Source organism: Streptomyces sp. NPDC008238 (assembly GCF_042956445.1).
Classification (GTDB): domain Bacteria; phylum Actinomycetota; class Actinomycetes; order Streptomycetales; family Streptomycetaceae; genus Actinacidiphila.
On record NZ_JBIBGK010000016.1, the window covers coordinates 163,552 to 179,623 of the forward strand.

The window sequence follows — 16,072 nt, forward strand, 5'->3', positions numbered from 1 at the left end:
TGGCAGCCCCGCACCTGCGGGGGCCCCGGGCGTAGCGGCTGGGGGCGGGGGTCAGGCGTGGGCTTTCAGGGCGGCGAAGCGGGCTTCGATTTCGGCTGCGTCGCCCATTGTGTCGAGGCGTTCGAACTGGGCGTCCAGGGACGAGTCGGCGAGTTCCTGTTGGCCCAGGGCCCTGGCTTCCTCGCGGCGGACTATTTCCTCGAAGCGGCTCAACTCCGTTGTGGGGTCAAGCACGTTGATGTTCTGCGCCGCGTCCAGCATCTGGCTCTGTGCCTGGGCGGTCTTCGATCGGGCCACCAACTGGTCGCGCTTCGAGTGGAGCTCCGTCAGCTTGACCTTCATCTGGTCCAGGCCGGCCTTCAGCTTGTCGACGACCTCCCGCTGCGTGGCGATCGTCGGCTCGGCGTCCTTCGCCTCCCGACCCGCCTGCAACTGCCGCTGGAGCGCCACCTTTGCCAGGCGGTCGAACGCGTCCGCGTCCGTTCCCGAGCCCGCGGCCCGCAGCTCGTCCGCCTTCCTACTGGCGGCCAGGGCCTTGGTGCCCCATTCCGTGGCCGCCTCCTCGTCCTCAGTGTGGTCCTGTTCCAGCAGGCGCAGGTTGCCGATGGTCGTGGCGACCGCCTGCTCGGCCTCGTCGATGTTGTTGCCGTAGTCGCGGATCAGCTGGTCGAGCATCTTCTGCGGGTCCTCCGCCTGGTCCAGCAGCGCATTGATGTTCGCCTTCGCCAGCTGCGCGACGCGGCCGAGGATCGTCTGCTTGGTCATGGGGCCAACCTCTCGCTCTCGCTTTCCCCGAGCTGCCGCTCAGAACCTGCCGCCACCGCCCCTCCGCCCCCGTGTCCCCCCGCCGCCGAAGCTGCCGGGGCCGCCCCCGCCGAACCCGCCACCGAAGCCGCCTCCGCCGCCGAACATGCCCCCGCCCGTCCCGCGGCCCATACCGCCGAAGATCTCCCCGAGCAGGATGCCGCCGAGCACCGCCCCGCCCATGCCGCCGCCCCCGCGCCGGCCGCCCATGGCGTCGCCGTACGGACTGCCGTACATCCCCACATCGCCCTCGGCCAGCTGCTGCGCCGCCCGGGCCAGCTTGTCCGCCCGCTGCGCCTCCGTGAGCGCCGCGACGGGATCCGCGGACTCCTGCGCCAGTTCCAGGTGGCGCAGTGCCTCGGCCAGCCGCGTCCTGGCCTCACTGCCCACCGCCGCCCGGTGGGTCGTGATGAAGTCCGAAGCGGCGCCCAACGCGCTGCGCGCGGTGAGCAGGGCCTGGTCGAGCAGTGCCCGGGCCTTCTGGTTGCTCACCTCGTGCTCACGCGCTCCGGTAAGGGCGCCGTCGAGGGCGGCGCCCGCCTCCTCCACGCGGCGCAGCACGTCGATCGGGTCGTACGGGCCCGCGGCGATCTGCGTCCGCACCTCCCTGACGACCGACTCTGCGCGGGCGATCCGGCCGTGCAGGTCCGCCGTGGAGGTGCCCTCGGGGGTGCCGAGCAGCATGCCCCGCGCCTCCGCGAGGTCGGTCTCGGTCTCCGTCAGCGCGCCCGGCAGCTTGCCCGCCGCCTCCGCGAGCTCCGTCCCCAGCCGGCCGACGGCGTCCACGAAGGTGCCCGCCTGGTCGATGGCGCCCTCGGCGGCCCGCAGGTGCACCGCGGCCGTTCCGCCCGCGCCCGCCGCCACGGCCTCGCGGGCCTGGTCGACCTGGGCCGCGGCGAACACGAGCCGGTCCCTGGCCTGCTCGACGTGCCCCGCGACGGGCAGCACCGCGGTGGGCGCGTACCGCGTGCCGAGCGTGGTGAGCGTGGTCTGCGCCGTGTCGGTGCGGCCGGTGACCTCCCGCAGCTCCGCCTCGGCGTGCTGCAGCGCCTGGGGCGCGTTCTCCTCCAGCGCGCGCAGCCGGTCGAAGCCCTCGGCCTCCGCGTCGAGCCGCCGGTTGGCCTCGGTGCAGCGCGCGATGATCTCGTCCAGCATGCGGCGTCTGGCCGCGTCGTCCTCCGGGATCGCGTCGTCGAGCTGCTGCCGTAGCCGGAAGGCCGCCGTGAGCTCCAACTCCGCGTGCCCCAGCGCCTTCCCGAAGGGTGCGGCCGCCTCCTCGCCGAACTGGGCGGTGGCGAACCCCAGTTCCTCACTGCTGGTGCGCACCGCGTCGTCCGTCTCGACGAGCAGTTCCCGGGCCCGCCGGTCGAGGTCGGGCAGCGGCACGGCCTGCTCGCCGCGCCTGCCCCAGCCTCCCCCGCTCGGGGTGGCACGGGTTCCCGGGCGCTGCCTGCGCCGGGTGTACGCGTACCAGCCGAGGGCGAGCAGGGCTCCCAGCAGCACGACCGGCAGGATGAGTTCGCCGCCCGTGACCCCGAGGCCGCCGGCCCCGCCCGGGTCGGCCGCGCCCGGGGTGATCGCCGGCGTGGGCACGGGCTTGCCCGCGAGGGCCGCGCCGATGCCGTCCGCCGCGCCGATGGCCGCCCCCGCCCAGTCGTTATGCCGCAGCGCCGGTTCGACCGCCGTCTGCGCGACGTCCCGCAGTTGGGCGTCGGTCAGTGACGAGTCCTGGTCCACGGAGTACGCGTACTGCCGGTCGTGCGTGGCGACGGCCAGCAGTACGTCGTTGAGGCCGAGGCCGTTGCGCCCGGCGGTCGTGTCGGCCCAGTCCTGGGCGGAGCGGCCGGAGAAGTCGCGTACGTAGGCCACGTAGAGCTGCACGTGGTGCGTGTCGTCGAGATCGCGCAGGGCCGTCGCGACGGCGGCCTTGCGGTCGCCGAGCGCGTCCACCCTGTCGGTGATCTGGCCGGTACGCGACAGCACGATCGGGTCGTCGGCGCGGGCCTCCGCGGCGGGCTGCAACAGCCAGCACAGCGTTGCCAGTGCGCTGAGGAGGGCGTACGCGGCACGCAGGGTGTGCGAGGGGCGAACGCCACTGTGCATCGGTTCTCGGCTCCGGTGCGGCCTCACTTTGTGAGCGTATTACCCCTTCTGGCCCACCGCGACCGGGACCGCGCGGGGCTGGGACCTGCCCCTTCGGGGGCCGCGTTCCCCGTACGGGCCCGGCCCGCGGGCCGGTTCCCGGGTGCCGGTGGCTGGTGCCGGTGGCCGGGGTCAGCCGCCGGCGAGCGGGATGAGGCGGAGGAAGGTCAGGGTCGGGGTGGTCGTGAGGTCGACTTCCTCGTCGAGGTCCGTGAGCTGGTGGGTGGGGGTCAGGACGAAGAGGGCGTTCGAGAGGAAGGCGCGTTCGGCGCGGGCGGCTTCCGTGGGGCCGTCGAGCGGGGCGGCGGCAGGCCGTGCGGTCGTGGGGCGTGCGGCGTTGTGACGGGTCACCTCCTCGTGGACGCGGAGGCGGAGCAGGGCCCGGACGGTCATCCGCTCCGGGAGGCCCGTGAGCCGCAGGGCCGGGGCGGGTTCGCCCCCGGCCGTCTCGTCCTGGAAGGTCACCGTGGTCATCGCGTGGCCCGCTCGATCTGGCGCCGGATGGCCGGGTCGGTGATCGCCGAGTCCGCTGCCAGCAGTGCCGCCTTGGACAGGATCAGCGCGAGCCGCTCGTCCTCGAAGGGCAGGAAGACCTTCGGGTCGGCCGTGCGGCGGGCGGGAACGATGCAGAGGTAGGCGTCGTCCGGTGCCATCAGGACGTTCGCCGAGCCCAGGTGGATGCGGTACGTCGTGAGGTCCCCGCGGACCGTCAGGTAGCGGCCGTCGAGCGTGCACCGCCCCGCGATCCTCAGGCGCGGCAGGATCCGTTGCAGGGCCTCGCGGCGGACCTCCGCGTTCGCCGTCAACTCCCCGAAGGACGCGGCCCGCCAGTACGCCGCGTGGCGGTCCTCGCCCCGGTCCGTCCATGTCGGGTCCGCCGCGATCGAGGTGACGGCCACGAAGAGGTCGACGTCCCGCATCGCCTCGCTGAAGACCAGGGGCGGCACTTCGGCGAGCGGGACCTCCTGCCAGTGCCGCCCGTCGCGGCGCTCGAACCGTACCCGGTCGGTCGCCGCGTGCTCCGGGCCGTGGCCCGCGCCCTCCCCGGCCGGCTCGTGGTGGAAGCAGGCGCGCCACCCGCCGTCCCCGAACTCGCGCCGGGCCAGGCCGTCGTGACCGCCGTAGTGGTCGCCGAGGAAGCCGGCCTGCCAGCCGCGTTCCTTGAACAGCGCGTACAGCCGCGGGTAGTCGACGATGTGCGCCGCGAAGCGGTTGGAGTAGGCGCCGGTCTCCTCCTCGGCCGGGGTGGGCAGGTAGATCTCCCGGAACGCCTGCTTGAACGGCTGCCGCAGCCCCGCGGCGACCACCTGGGCGCGCCACGTGGCGACGGCGTCCGGCGAGGCGTGGACCGGGTGCCACAGGCGGATGTGCGTGGGCTCCCCGATGGGCTCGGCCGTGGGCGCCACGGCGTGCCAGGTGCCCTCGGCGTCCCGCGCCTCCCAGATCAGGCCCCGGGTGAGGACTCCGGTGACGGGGTGGTCGCGGTAGTGGCGGCGCCATTCGTCGTACGGCCAGGTGCGCCCGGCCGACATCAGCGCCTCCAGGCGGGCCCGCTCCCCCGACAGTGTCGCCCGCACCTGCTTGACCAGTGCTTTCAGCGCCTGGTGCGCCTCGGCGCACCGCTCCTTGACCGCCGCGGGGGCCGTACGGGAGGTGCGTCCGTCGGGGCCGGTGAAGGTGAGCCGTACGGTCACGGCGTCCTCGATCGCCACCCGGGCCCGGTATCCCGCCAGTTCGCGGACGTACGTGCCGTCCGGGGCCAGGCCGTGCGCCGGGACGCTGCGCTCGACCAGCTGTGCGGGCGTGATGCCCTGCCGGGCGGCGGCCGTGGCGAGGGCGGTGTCGAGCTGTTTGAGGAGCGCCCGGTGCCTGAGCTTCGCCCGCAGCCGCCACAGGCCCTCCAGCGCGGCGGGGTCGTCCACGTCCGCGAGGGCGTTGATCGCCGCCCCCGCGAGTTTGACGTCCTCGATCACGTCCGATCCGGGTCCGCCGGTGCGCAGCGCGACGGTGACGAGCCGGCCCACGCCGGCCGGGCCGGCCGTGAGCGAGGCGGCCCAGACGACGCCGCGCGCGAGGTCGCCGTCGTTCTGGGCCACGAGGTAGTGGAGGTGGAGGGCGTCACCGAGCCAGGGGTTCGGCGACCCGTGTGTCCTGCTGCACTGCGGGGCGTCCTCGGCCAGTGCCCGCAGCATCTCCGCCATCGTGTCCCGTGCCCCTGCCGCATCGCTCAGCTCCCGGCAGGTGCGCCGCCAGCGCTGCGACGGGCGCGGCCCCGACAGGCTCACCAGATGCCGGACGAGGCCGGCCAGCCCGGGCGTGGGCGCTGTGTCGGCGCGCTCGCGCAGCGCCGTGGCCCACAGGGCGTGCGGCGGGATCAGCTCGTCGGGCATGAGAGCGGCGTCGTCGTCCGCGAGCAGCGCGCGCAGGCGCCGGCCGAGCGGGCCGCGTACGCCCACGCCGACGTCCGCGGCCATGAGCTCCCGGTACGCCCGGCGGAGGTGGGGGGTGACCGCGGCGCGGCCGTCGGCGTCGAGCCGGTCGACGGCGTCCAGCACGGCGCCGAGCGCTTCCGCGAGCCAGTGGCCCGTGCGGTACTCGGCGACTCGGAGCAGCATGACGGCGACCTCGTCGGGCGTCCATCCGCGCCGTCGGGACACCAGGGACGCGACCTGCTCGCGGTAGTGCCACACGCCCGTGCCGTCGGGGCGGGCCACGAGCAGCAGGGTCAGGGCGGCGGCACGCGTGTCGTCGCCGCCGCGGGCCGCGAGGCCCTGGTCGATCTCGGTCCGGGTCGCGGCGTGCAGTTCCCCCAGGCGCCGGTATTCCCCCGTGCGGGTTCCGAAGGCGAGGCGGAACTCCGCGCGGCCGCGGTCGAGGAGGTCGACGAGCCAGCGGGCGCGGTCGAGGGCGGCGGCGCGCACGTCGTCGAAGGCGTCGTTCCTGCGGGCTTCGGCCAGCACGGTGTCGTACAGCATGCGGGGATGGTGGCAGGAGGGTACGACAACGGCGCCATGGCCGGAGTGCGGGCGGGGCCGTCATGGTGGGGCGGTCGTGGTGGGGGGTCAGCTGGGGAGGGGGGCCGGTTCGGCGGGGGACTTTGGCTGGGACGGGGGTTGTTCCTGCTGCGGGGGCTGTTCTTGTTGTGGGGGCTGTTCTTGCTGTGGGGGCTGCTCCTGCTGCGGGGGTTCGGAGGGGGGTTCCTGCGGCTGTTCCGGGCTCTGCGGCTTCTGCGGTTCCTCCGGCTGTTTCGGCTTCTCCGGGCTGCGCGGTTCTTCCGACGTCTCCGGGCTCTGCGGCTTCTCCGGCTTCTCCGTGCCGTCCGGGGACTTGGGCTGCTCCTCCGTGCCGGGCGACTTCGGCTCCTCCTGCTTCTTCTCCTCGCTCGGCGGCGGCGCCGTCTTCCCCGGCGGTTCCAGCTGCGACCCCGTGGACGGCGACGGCAGCACCGGCACCGGCGAGCCGGACCGCACGCCCTCCGGCGGTTCGACCTTGTGGTCGCGCTTGCCGTCCACCGTGCCGCTGGGCCGCTCGAACCAGCGCTTGCCGTCCTGGTCGTAGAGCGTGAGCGTCTTCATCGGCCTGTCGGACGGCACGACCGCCACCAGCCCCGCCGCGCGGAATGTCTCCCACTGCCGCCCGCTGTACGTCGGCGTACCGCTGACGGCGTCGGGGGCGCTCAGCGGGTTGCCGCACGTGCAGCGCACCACGGGCACACCGCGGTCGTCGACCATCACGGGGGTGCCGGCCTGGAGGATGGCCTGGTACGCGGTGGCCTTGCCGTCCTTGAAGCCGTGGCTGGTGACACGGGTGTCCCAGGTGAGCTGAACGGGCGTCAGCGAACGCAGGTGGGAGGGGAGGTCCCGCTGCGCGACCTTCAGGGTGCCGGCGAAGGCCCGGGCGCGGGACGGGTCCTGGGCGAGGTACCTGATCTGCTTCTCGACGTCGCAGGCCGCCTCGTTCTGCTTGGCGCTGTAGAGCCCCGGGTGGGCGCCGCTGACCTTCAGGGTGCCGCGCGGGGCCGAGGACTCGTTGGGGGTGATCGTCGGGGTGACCGCGGTGCCGGCCTCGCCCGCCGTGGACGGGGTGAAGGGGTCCGGGCCGGCGGCGGAGGCGTTCTGGAGGAAGATCTCGCCGCCGCCCTTGGTGCCGCCGAGGAACGAGAAGGCGAAGATCACCGCGACCGCCACGACCATCGCGGTGCCCGCGGTGACGAGGGTGCGACGGTTCCGCCACCACGGGGCGGGCGGTCCCCGGTGGCGGCCGGGTTCCCCCGGTTCGCCGCCGTGCCCCGCGCCGCCCGGTGGACCCGGCGGCCGCGGTGGTCCGGGCGGTGGTGGCGGGCCGGATGGTGGCGCCGCTGGTGGCGGTGGGGGTCCCGGTGTCACCGGCGGGTGCCCGCCCGACGGCCGGCCGGACAGCGGGCCGGACGGAGGGCCGGACGGAGGTCCGGCGGGGTGTTCGGGCGGAGGAGGTAGGGAACTCACGGCACTCTCCCCGGACGTGGGGCATCGGGCCTCCGATTCCATTATGTGCGCCCTCGCCGGGAGGGGTGAATCGGCCACGGGAATCCTTGAGGGCTCGATTTTTCACGGGCATTTCGGCAGTGGGGCATCCACGGGGACTCCCCCCTCCAGGGAACACGGGAGCGTGCCGCGGGGCATGTCCCGTCCTTTCGCGGCTTGACCGCCCGCACCCGTCCTGACCTGCCCTGACCTGCTGCGCAGGTGGCGCCGCGGGTCCGGGACGAGAATCGGTACATGGAAGCAGTGGGATACAGCGGCACGAACACCGGTCTTTTGCTCGTAGACCCGTACAACGACTTCCTGTCGGACGGCGGGAAACTCTGGCCACGCGCGAAGACCGTGGCCGAGCAGGTGGGCCTGCTCGACCACATGCGGCAGGTGCTCGCGGCCACCCGCGCCCGCGGCATCCGTACGTTCTTCGTCGCGCACCGCCGCACGGCCCCCGGGGACTACCGGGAGTGGGAGCACCTCTCCCCGGCGCAGGAGGCCACCGTCAAGGGGCAGGTCTTCGCGCTGGGCTCCTGGGGCGGCGAGTTCCACCCGGACTTCCAGCCGGTCGAGGGCGAGATCCGGGTGCACGAGCACTGGTCGTCGAGCGGCTTCGCCAACACCGACCTGGACTTCCAGCTGAAGCAGCACCGGGTGTCGCGCATCGTGCTGATCGGCATGCGGGCCAACACCTGCGTCGACACCACGGCACGCTTCGGCCAGGAACTCGGCTACCACGTGACCCTGGTGCGGGACGCGATCGCCGCCTTCAGCCCGGCGGAGATGGAGGCGACCTTCGAGGTGAACGCGCCGGTCTACGCGCACGCCATCCTCACCACGCAGGAGTTCCTGGACCTGCTGCCGCCCTGCCCCGAGGAGTACGGGGCGGGGCGGTAGCGGCGGCGGACGTCAGGGCCGCGGGGTGAGCCAGCGGTCGTACCAGGCCAGGCTGCGGCGCATCAGGTCCAGCAGGTGGGCGCGTCCGGCGATCATGTGGCCCTCGCCCGGGTAGACGGCGAACTCGTGGGGGACGCCGTGGTGGCGCAGGGCGCGGTGGAGGAAACGGCCCTGGCTGACCGGCACGTTCGTGTCGTTCTCGCCGTGGAGGATCAGGACCGGGGTGCGGAGGCGGGAGGCGTACGAGATCGGGCTGACCCGGTCGTGGACGTGGGGTCCGGGGCCCTCCCAGCCGGTGCTGCCGCTGCCCGCCGACTCGAGGACGGGTCCCTGCTCGCCGGTCGCGCCCAGCATGCCCCAGTCGCTGATGCCGGCGCCGACGGTCGCGGCCTTGAAGCGGTCGGTCTGCGTGACGGCCCAGGCGGCCAGGTAGCCGCCGTGGCTCCAGCCGCCGATGCCGAGGCGGTCGGGGTCGGCGACGCCCTGGGCGACGAGGAGGTCGATGCCCTCGGTGATGTCGGTCCATTCGGCGCCGCCGACGGCTCCGTCCACCGCGGTGGCCGCGAAGGCGTGGCCGTGGCCCTCCCCGCCGCGGGGGTTGGGGAGGAAGACGGCGTAACCGGCGGTGGCGAAGAGCTGGCCGGGGGGCAGGTCGATGTGGAACTGCCATTCGTCGGTGTAGCGCCCGTACGGGCCGCCGTGCGCGATGGTGATCATCGGGAAGGGGCCTTCCGCGCGGGTGCGGCCGGGCGGCAGGAGGAGCAGGCCGTCGAGGGCGAGGCCGTCGGAGGCCTTGTAGGAGAGGCGTTCCTGGCTGCCCCAGGGGATGTCGCGGATCTCGGGGCGGGTGTCGCTGATCCGGGTGAGCGGGCCGTCGGGCGGTCCGGCGTGGACGTCCTTGGGCTCGTACGCGGTGCCCGCGAGCACGGCGACCGTCCCGCCCGTACGGCTCGCGGTGAGCGCGTGGACGATGCCCGGGCGGGTGTGGAGGCGGCGGAAGCGCCGCTCGGCGGGGTCCAGCCGGAACAGCGCGGTGTCCAGGCCGTCGGCGAACACGGCCAGCGGCGGCCCGCCGGCCACCTGGAGGAGTTCTCTGGGGCAGACGGTCATGCCGGCGGTCAGGTCGCGGGCCTCGGGCCGGGGCCGCCGCTCCGGGTCGTCGGGGATCGCGCGGTCCAGGACGGCCGGGGAGCCGACCAGGCCGGGCGGGGTGGTGGCCAGGTGGGCGAGGTGCCAGCCGTCCTCCGCGCGCCACCAGACGGGGCGCCTCGCCGCGTGCCCGGCGGGGCCGAGGTCGTGGACGGTGAAGGTGGCGGTGTCGACGAGGTGGAGCTCCGCGGTGAGCGAGCCGGGGTCCTCCTCCGCGCACTCCCAGGTGAGGACGGCCAGCATGCCGCCGTCCGGACGCTCGGCCACCTCGACGACGTGCCGGTCGCCGAGGGTGTCGACGGTGCGGACGGCGCCGCTGTCGAGGTCGAGCAGGCGCAGGCGGGCGGAGGGCTCGGGACCCGTGCGCTCGGTCCACACCATCACGTCGTCGTCCTCGGCCTCGCCCTCGGCCTCGTCCGGTTCGCCGGCGGCGATCAGGGCGACGGTGCGGCCGTCGGCGAGCGGCAGGTGGTCCGCGATGCCGCCGGGCCAGGTGGTGAGGGCCTCGGCGGGGCCGTCCGGTCCGCCGGCGGCGGCGAGGCGGACGCGGTGCAGCTGCCCGGCGGTGATGAAGAGGACCGCCACCGAGTCCGGGGTCCAGCGCGGGGCGCCGATCCAGCTCGTGCCGTCGGTCAGCCGGCGGGCCGGGGCGCCGCCGTCGGCGGGCACCGCCCACAGGGCACTGGCGAGGCGGTCCGCGACGGCGAGGGGCCGCGCGGTGTGGACGACCGTGCGGCCGTCCGGGGAGAGGGCCGGGAACATCGGTATGACGCTGTCCAGGACCGTCCGTGTCACGTTTTCGCTCTGTGCCGTCAATGTGCCCTCCACAGCGTCCACTTGGGTCTCGCCTTCCTCCTGGGAACCGGGCACATCCTGCCGCAGCCCGCGGCCCGTTCCTAGGATGGGAGGACCATGGAGCTGTCGCCGACGAGGACGAACCGCCTCGCGAACGGCTGCCTCGGCGCCCTTCCCGCGGCCGCCTGCGTCGCGTACGCCACGCAGGCGCCGGCCGCGCTCCCCCGCCTCGCCGCCTGTGTCCTCGCCGTGGTCTTCGCGGTCCTCGCGGTACGGGGGTACCGGCTCGGGGTGACCTGCTCCGCCGGGCGCCTGACGATCCGCGGGTACCTGCGCACACGGGTGATCCCGCGCGAGCGGGTCACGGCCGTCACCGCCTTCCCCGCGGTCCGCTGGACCGGCCCCCCGGGGCGGGCGCGGTGGACGCCGGTGACCGCATTCGTGACGGGCCCGGGCGAGAGCGCGGCCGCGCGGGAGCGCAAGGAGTACGCGGTCGAGAAGCTGCGGCGCTGGGCCGGCGGGCGGTGAGGTGCCGGAGGCGAAGTGCCGGCTGCCCGGTACCGGCCCCTGGCTCGGTCGCTCCTACACGGGGTCCGCCGACCGCCGCTGCGTCACCCGTCCGCCACCCCGCGGGCGATGGCGGGGCACCGGAACCGTATGGTTTAGTTAGGTAAACCTAACCTAACTTCGCGGAGACCCGGATGCGCAGCAAGACCACCGTCCCCCTCGCTCCCGCTCGGCCGACGCCCGCCGAACGCATCCGGTCCGTCCTCGCCTCGGCCCACTCCATGACCGTCGTCACCGACCGGGAGCGCACGGAGGTGGCCCGGCTGACCGCGCAGGCGCTCGCAGGCCACGTCCACCTGCACCCCCTGGAGACGGCCTTCGGCCCCGAGGGCACGCCGATCTCGCTGGAGTTCACCGACGTCGCCCCCACCGCGGTACGGGACCGGGTGCGCGCCCGCGTGACGGTCACGGGCTGGACAGCGGCGCCCTACCGGCCGGACGCCCAGGACAGCCAGTGCGTGCAGTTCTGCACGCGACGCTGGAGACGGCGGAGGGCACCGTCCCGGTGGGCCTGGCCGAACTGACGACGGCGGAGGCCGACCCGCTGGCGACGGCCGAGGCGGGCATGCTGACGCACCTGGTGGACGACCACGCGGAGCTCGTCCCGCTGCTGCTGCGGCTGGTGCAGCCGGCCCCCGCCCCCGGCGCGTGGCGGGTGCTGCCCGTGGCCGTCGACCGCTACGGGATCACGCTGCGCGTGGAGTACGAGAACGGCCACACCGACGCCCGGCTGCCCTTCCCGTCCCCGCTGGAGAGCGCGGACCGGGCGGGGAGCCAGATCCAGGCGCTGCTCAACAGCGCCCGGCGGGCCTCGCACCGGGGACGGCTGTTCGCCGGCTGGTGAACCCGGCGTCATCCCCCGGGGGTCCGCGCAGGCGCGGGCGCCGGCGCCGTCGGACGCCTCTGTCACATTGGAGGCGTCCGGTTCGTCAGTGCGCCAAGGGGACGCGACGAGGGAATGGGACCGATGGACGACACGGAGTTCCTGGCGGAGCGGTTCGAGGAGAACCGTGCGCACCTGCGGGCGGTGGCGTACCGCATGCTGGGCTCGCTCGCCGAGGCGGACGACGCCGTGCAGGAGGCGTGGCTGCGGCTGAACCGGGCCGGGGCGGACGGAATCGGGAACCTGGGCGGCTGGCTGACGACCGTGGTGGGCCGGGTGTGCCTGGACATGCTGCGCTCGCGGAGCTCCCGGGGCGAGTCGTCGCTGGACGACGTACGGGTGCCGGACCCGGTGGTGAGCCCGGACGACGCGGCGGGCGACCCGGAGCGGGCGGCGCTGCTGGCGGACTCGGTGGGGCTGGCGCTGCTGGTCGTGCTGGAGACGCTGTCGCCCGCCGAGCGGCTCGCGTTCGTGCTGCACGACATGTTCGCGGTGCCCTTCGAGGAGATCGCGCCGATGGTCGGGCGCACGCCGGCGGCCGCGCGGCAGCTGGCGAGCCGGGCGCGGCGCCGGGTGCAGGGGGCGGCGCCCGTGCCGGACGCGGACCTCGGCCGGCAGCGGGAGGTCGTCGGGGCGTTCCTGGCGGCCTCGCGCGCGGGTGACTTCGAGGGCCTGGTCGCGGTGCTGCACCCGGACGTCGTGCTGCGCGCGGACACCGGCGCCGCCTTCCCGGGGGTGGCCCGGGAGGTGCGCGGCGCGCGGACGGTCGCGAGCCAGGCGCTCACCTTCCGGCAGGCCGCGCTGCACGCGCGGCCGGCGCTGGTCAACGGGGCGCCGGGGGTGGTCACCGTGGCGGACGGCCGGGTGGTGTCGGTCCTGTGCTTCACGGTCGTGGACGGGCTCGTCGTGGAGATGGACATCCTGGCCGACCCGGACCGGCTGACGGGGCTCGACCTGGCCGCGTTCACCCAATAGAGCACATGTTCGATTGCGGGGTTACCCTGGACGCATGACGGCACCGCTCCAAGGATCGCTCTTCGACCAGACCGACGAGCTGCTGCTCGCTCCGCTGGACGGCCTCCGGCGGACCGGGCTCGGCAGCGGGGCGTGGCTCGACCTGCTGCCCGGGTGGCTGCAGGGGGCCGACGCCCTGTTCGGGGAACTCGCCGGCTCGGTGCCGTGGCGGGCCGAGCGCCGGCAGATGTACGAGCGGGAGGTCGACGTGCCGCGGCTGCTGTCCTTCTACGGGGAGGGCGATCCGCTGCCGCACCCGGTCCTGGACGAGGCCCGGGCCGCCCTCGACGCCCACTACGCGGACGAGCTCGGCGAGCCCTTCGTCACGGCGGGGCTCTGCTTCTACCGGGACGGCCGGGACAGCGTCGCCTGGCACGGTGACCGGACGGGCAGGTCGGCGACCCAGGACACGATGGTGGCGATCCTCTCCGTCGGCGACCCGCGCGACCTGGCGCTGCGGCCCCGCGGCGGGGGCGCGGCCGCAATGCGGCTGCCCCTCGGGCACGGTGACCTCGTGGTGATGGGCGGCTCGTGCCAGCGGACGTGGGAGCACGCGATCCCCAAGAGCTCGCGCGCCGTGGGGCCGCGGATCAGCGTCCAGTTCCGCACGCGCGGCGTCCGCTGAAGCGCGCTGCGTCCGCCCCGGCGCCTTCCCCGTACGGCCTTTCCCCGTACAACGCTTCCCCGCACAACCTTTCCCCGCGCCGCGAGTCAACGTCCTCGAAGACCCGGCGACGGGTACGGGGGACCACGGGGAGGGGCCATGGGGCGGGAACGGACGGCGCGTCGCGCCGGGAGAGCGGTGGCGGCGGCGGTCGTGGTGGGCGCGGTCGTGCCGGCGGCGGTCGTCGGGACGGGCGCGGGCAGCGCGACGGCGGCGGCACCGGCGGTGGTGTGCACCTCGGGCAAGGCGGGGCTCGCGGCGAAGCTGAGCAAGGACGTCGCCGCCGCGCTGCGCGGCAGGACGGGGACGGTGGCGCTGTCGCTGCGGGACCGCAGGACGAAGACGGTGTGCACGCTCCGCGCGGACCAGCGGTTCGACTCGGCGAGCACGGTGAAGGTGACGGTGCTGGCCACCCTGCTGTGGGACAACAAGAAGCACAACCGCTACCTGACGGCGCGTGAGGTCAAGCTCGCCACGGCGATGATCACCAAGTCCGACAACGCCGCGACCACGCAGCTGTGGCGGCAACTCGGGGTGACCAAGGTGAAGGGCTTCCTGAAGGCCGCGGGGATGACCCGCACCGTGGCGGGGAGCAACGGCTACTGGGGGCTCACCCAGGTCACGGCGAAGGACGAGCAGCGGCTGCTCGACCTGGTGACGGCGAAGAACTCCGTGCTGAGCGACAACTCCCGTGCCTACATCCTGAAGCTGATGAACAAGGTGGTCACCGCGCAGCGCTGGGGCACCCCCGCCGGGGCGCCGCGCGGCGTGACGGTCCACGTCAAGAACGGCTGGCTGCCGCGCGCCACCCACGGCTGGCGGGTGCACAGCCTCGGCGCGTTCACCGGCCCGGGCCACGACTACTCCCTCACGGTGCTGACCCAGGACAACAAGACCATGAACGCCGGGGTCGCCACGATCGAGGCGGTCGCCCGCGTCGTCCACCGGGACCTCGCCCCGGCCGCCACCGCGGCGGGGACGCAGTCGACGACGCGTACGCCGCAGGAGGCGGTGCCCGCCGTCCCGCCGGGCACGTAGCGGACCGGTTTCCGACGCACCGACAGGCGCCCCCGCGGGGGCGCCTGTCGGCGTTCCGGGGGCGGTTACCGGACAGGTGTAGTCCTCACCCGGCGTGCCCGGCCCGTCGCGCAGTGCGGCGAAGCCGTCCGCGCAGCGGAATGAAAGGTTCCACACCGGGAATCGGGATGTCCTGTGAGACGGCTGTGGAGACCGGAATCCCGCCTTGCCGGTCGCGGAACGGCGTCGAAATACTCGACGGCGTTGCTTGGCGTGGACACGCATTCCTTTCGCGATGTGCCGCCTCGGACCGCACATTCCTCCGGGCCGGCGGCAGTTGGGCCGGCCCATCCCCCCACACGGAGGTACAGGACTTGAATCACCGTCGGATATCCGGACGGAAGGCCGTGCTCGCGGGCAGCGGCGCGACGGCCGTACTGGCGGCGCTGATCGTGCTGCCGCACGCCAACGCCGCGCCGGGCCCCGCTCCCGCCCCCAGGAGCCTCACGCCCTCCGCCGCGGTGAGCCTGGCCGCGCACCTCACCGCGGAGCTCGGCACGAAGGACACCGCGGGGTCGTACTACGACGCCGAGAGCGACCGGCTCGTCGTCAACGTGCTCGGCGCCGAGGCCGCCGACACCGTCCGCGCGGCGGGCGCCGTGCCGAGGACGGTCGACCGAACCATGGCCGAACTGCGCTCCGCCACCGGCACCCTGGCGACGCGGGCCCGCATCCCCGGCACCGCCTGGTCCGTCGACCCGCGGACCAACCAGGTCGTCGTGACGGCCGACCGGACCGTGTCGGCGGCCGAGATGGACCGGCTGGACGAGGCGGTGGACGGACTCGGCGCCGGCACGGCCCGGATCCAGAGGTCGAAGGGCGCGTTCAAGCCCTTCATCGCCGGCGGCGACGCCATCTTCGGCTCCGGCGCCCGCTGTTCGCTCGGCTTCAACGTCGTCAAGGACGGGCAGCCGTACTTCCTCACCGCCGGTCACTGCGGCGTGGGCATCAAGAGCTGGTCGGCCAGCTCGGGCGGCGCGGAGATCGGCTCGGTCGAGGCCGCGACGTTCCCCGGTCACGACTACGCGCTGGTGAAGTACACCGGCGGCACCGACCACCCCAGCGCGGTCGACCTCTACGACGGCTCCACGCAGGCGATCACCTCGGCGGCCACACCGACCGTCGGCCAGGCCGTACGGCGCAGCGGCAGCACCACCCAGGTGCACGACGGCACGGTCACCGGGCTCGACGCGACGGTCAACTACCAGGAAGGCTCGGTCTCCGGGCTGATCCAGACCGACGTCTGCGCCGAGCCCGGCGACAGTGGCGGCGCCCTCTTCTCCGGCAGCACCGCCCTCGGCCTGACCTCCGGCGGCAGCGGTGACTGCAGCGGCGGCGGGGAGACCTTCTTCCAGCCGGTGACGGACGCGCTCGAGGTGTACGGGGCCGAGATCGGCTGACGCCCCGCGGCGCGCCGGCTCGCAGCACGCCGATCTCGGCACCACTGCTCGCGGCACCACCGCGGCGGGGGGGGGGCGCCCCCCCCCCCCCCCCGGGGGGGGGGGGGGGGGCGCCGGGGGGGGGGGGGGGGGGGGGGGGGGGGGGGGGGGGGGGGGGGGGGGGGGGGGG

At 74.5% G+C, this 16,072-nt stretch carries 12 protein-coding genes and 1 pseudogene; 7 read left to right on the forward strand and 6 right to left on the reverse strand.

The window, feature by feature from the left end:
* Nucleotides 1–51 precede the first annotated feature (51 nt).
* The 5 genes from ACFZAU_RS27975 to ACFZAU_RS27995 all read right to left on the reverse strand — a co-directional run bounded on the left by ACFZAU_RS27975 (nucleotide 52) and on the right by ACFZAU_RS27995 (nucleotide 7,133).
* Nucleotides 52–765, reverse strand: a complete 714-nt coding sequence (locus ACFZAU_RS27975) for a PspA/IM30 family protein (protein ID WP_500464679.1) — start codon at nucleotides 763–765, stop codon at nucleotides 52–54.
* A gap of 39 nt (nucleotides 766–804) precedes the next feature.
* Nucleotides 805–2,907 carry a TPM domain-containing protein gene (locus tag ACFZAU_RS27980; RefSeq protein WP_500554415.1) on the reverse strand — a complete coding sequence of 701 codons (2,103 nt, stop codon included), beginning with the start codon at nucleotides 2,905–2,907 and terminating at the stop codon, nucleotides 805–807.
* Between the two features lie 171 nt (nucleotides 2,908–3,078).
* The gene (locus ACFZAU_RS27985) at nucleotides 3,079–3,420 is read right to left on the reverse strand and encodes a hypothetical protein (RefSeq protein ID WP_500554416.1); all 342 of its coding nucleotides are present in this window, start codon (nucleotides 3,418–3,420) and stop codon (nucleotides 3,079–3,081) included.
* Nucleotides 3,417–5,921: a DUF4132 domain-containing protein gene (locus tag ACFZAU_RS27990; RefSeq protein ID WP_500554417.1), complete on the reverse strand. Its 2,505-nt coding sequence runs from the start codon at nucleotides 5,919–5,921 to the stop codon at nucleotides 3,417–3,419. Before ACFZAU_RS27990 ends, ACFZAU_RS27985 begins: the two co-directional genes overlap by 4 nt.
* 87 nt (nucleotides 5,922–6,008) lie before the next feature.
* A complete protein-coding gene (locus tag ACFZAU_RS27995; protein WP_500554418.1) occupies nucleotides 6,009–7,133 on the reverse strand; it encodes a DUF6777 domain-containing protein in 1,125 nt (374 codons plus the stop codon).
* A 570-nt stretch (nucleotides 7,134–7,703) separates the two neighbouring features.
* Here ACFZAU_RS27995 and ACFZAU_RS28000 point away from each other — a divergent pair.
* On the forward strand, nucleotides 7,704–8,354 hold the full coding sequence (locus ACFZAU_RS28000; protein ID WP_500554419.1) for a cysteine hydrolase family protein: 651 nt from the start codon (nucleotides 7,704–7,706) through the stop codon (nucleotides 8,352–8,354).
* Between the two features lie 12 nt (nucleotides 8,355–8,366).
* Here the strand turns inward: ACFZAU_RS28000 and ACFZAU_RS28005 are convergent, their stop codons facing one another.
* Entirely contained in the window at nucleotides 8,367–10,298 is a 1,932-nt protein-coding gene (locus tag ACFZAU_RS28005; protein ID WP_500554420.1) for a S9 family peptidase, read from the reverse strand.
* A 117-nt stretch (nucleotides 10,299–10,415) separates the two neighbouring features.
* On the opposite strand from ACFZAU_RS28005, the gene ACFZAU_RS28010 reads away from it, so the two are divergent.
* From ACFZAU_RS28010 to ACFZAU_RS28035, 6 genes and pseudogenes are all read left to right on the forward strand, one after another.
* On the forward strand, nucleotides 10,416–10,826 hold the full coding sequence (locus ACFZAU_RS28010; protein WP_500554421.1) for a hypothetical protein: 411 nt from the start codon (nucleotides 10,416–10,418) through the stop codon (nucleotides 10,824–10,826).
* 173 nt (nucleotides 10,827–10,999) lie between these two features.
* Nucleotides 11,000–11,709, forward strand: a pseudogene (locus tag ACFZAU_RS28015) (DUF2470 domain-containing protein).
* A gap of 123 nt (nucleotides 11,710–11,832) precedes the next feature.
* Nucleotides 11,833–12,723: an RNA polymerase sigma factor SigJ gene (gene sigJ / locus ACFZAU_RS28020; protein WP_500554422.1), complete on the forward strand. Its 891-nt coding sequence runs from the start codon at nucleotides 11,833–11,835 to the stop codon at nucleotides 12,721–12,723.
* 34 nt (nucleotides 12,724–12,757) lie between these two features.
* On the forward strand, nucleotides 12,758–13,387 hold the full coding sequence (locus ACFZAU_RS28025) for an alpha-ketoglutarate-dependent dioxygenase AlkB (protein WP_500464669.1): 630 nt from the start codon (nucleotides 12,758–12,760) through the stop codon (nucleotides 13,385–13,387).
* A gap of 138 nt (nucleotides 13,388–13,525) precedes the next feature.
* Nucleotides 13,526–14,464, forward strand: coding sequence for a serine hydrolase (locus ACFZAU_RS28030; RefSeq protein WP_500554423.1), 939 nt, complete (start codon nucleotides 13,526–13,528; stop codon nucleotides 14,462–14,464).
* Nucleotides 14,465–14,817: 353 nt separating this feature from the next.
* Nucleotides 14,818–15,903, forward strand: coding sequence for a S1 family peptidase (locus ACFZAU_RS28035; RefSeq protein WP_500554424.1), 1,086 nt, complete (start codon nucleotides 14,818–14,820; stop codon nucleotides 15,901–15,903).
* The last annotated feature ends 169 nt before the right edge of the window (nucleotides 15,904–16,072 follow it).

What these genes read in the sequence shown, in the direction of transcription:
- ACFZAU_RS27975 (WP_500464679.1), bottom strand. Translation starts at nt 765, where the DNA reads ATGACCAAGCAGACGATCCTCGGCCGCGTCGCGCAGCTGGCGAAGGCG.
- ACFZAU_RS27985 (WP_500554416.1), bottom strand. Translation starts at nt 3,420, where the DNA reads ATGACCACGGTGACCTTCCAGGACGAGACGGCCGGGGGCGAACCCGCC.
- ACFZAU_RS28025 (WP_500464669.1), top strand. Translation starts at nt 12,758, where the DNA reads ATGACGGCACCGCTCCAAGGATCGCTCTTCGACCAGACCGACGAGCTG.
- ACFZAU_RS27990 (WP_500554417.1), bottom strand. Translation starts at nt 5,921, where the DNA reads ATGCTGTACGACACCGTGCTGGCCGAAGCCCGCAGGAACGACGCCTTC.
- ACFZAU_RS27980 (WP_500554415.1), bottom strand. Translation starts at nt 2,907, where the DNA reads ATGCACAGTGGCGTTCGCCCCTCGCACACCCTGCGTGCCGCGTACGCC.
- ACFZAU_RS28000 (WP_500554419.1), top strand. Translation starts at nt 7,704, where the DNA reads ATGGAAGCAGTGGGATACAGCGGCACGAACACCGGTCTTTTGCTCGTA.
- sigJ (WP_500554422.1), top strand. Translation starts at nt 11,833, where the DNA reads ATGGACGACACGGAGTTCCTGGCGGAGCGGTTCGAGGAGAACCGTGCG.
- ACFZAU_RS28010 (WP_500554421.1), top strand. Translation starts at nt 10,416, where the DNA reads ATGGAGCTGTCGCCGACGAGGACGAACCGCCTCGCGAACGGCTGCCTC.
- ACFZAU_RS28030 (WP_500554423.1), top strand. Translation starts at nt 13,526, where the DNA reads ATGGGGCGGGAACGGACGGCGCGTCGCGCCGGGAGAGCGGTGGCGGCG.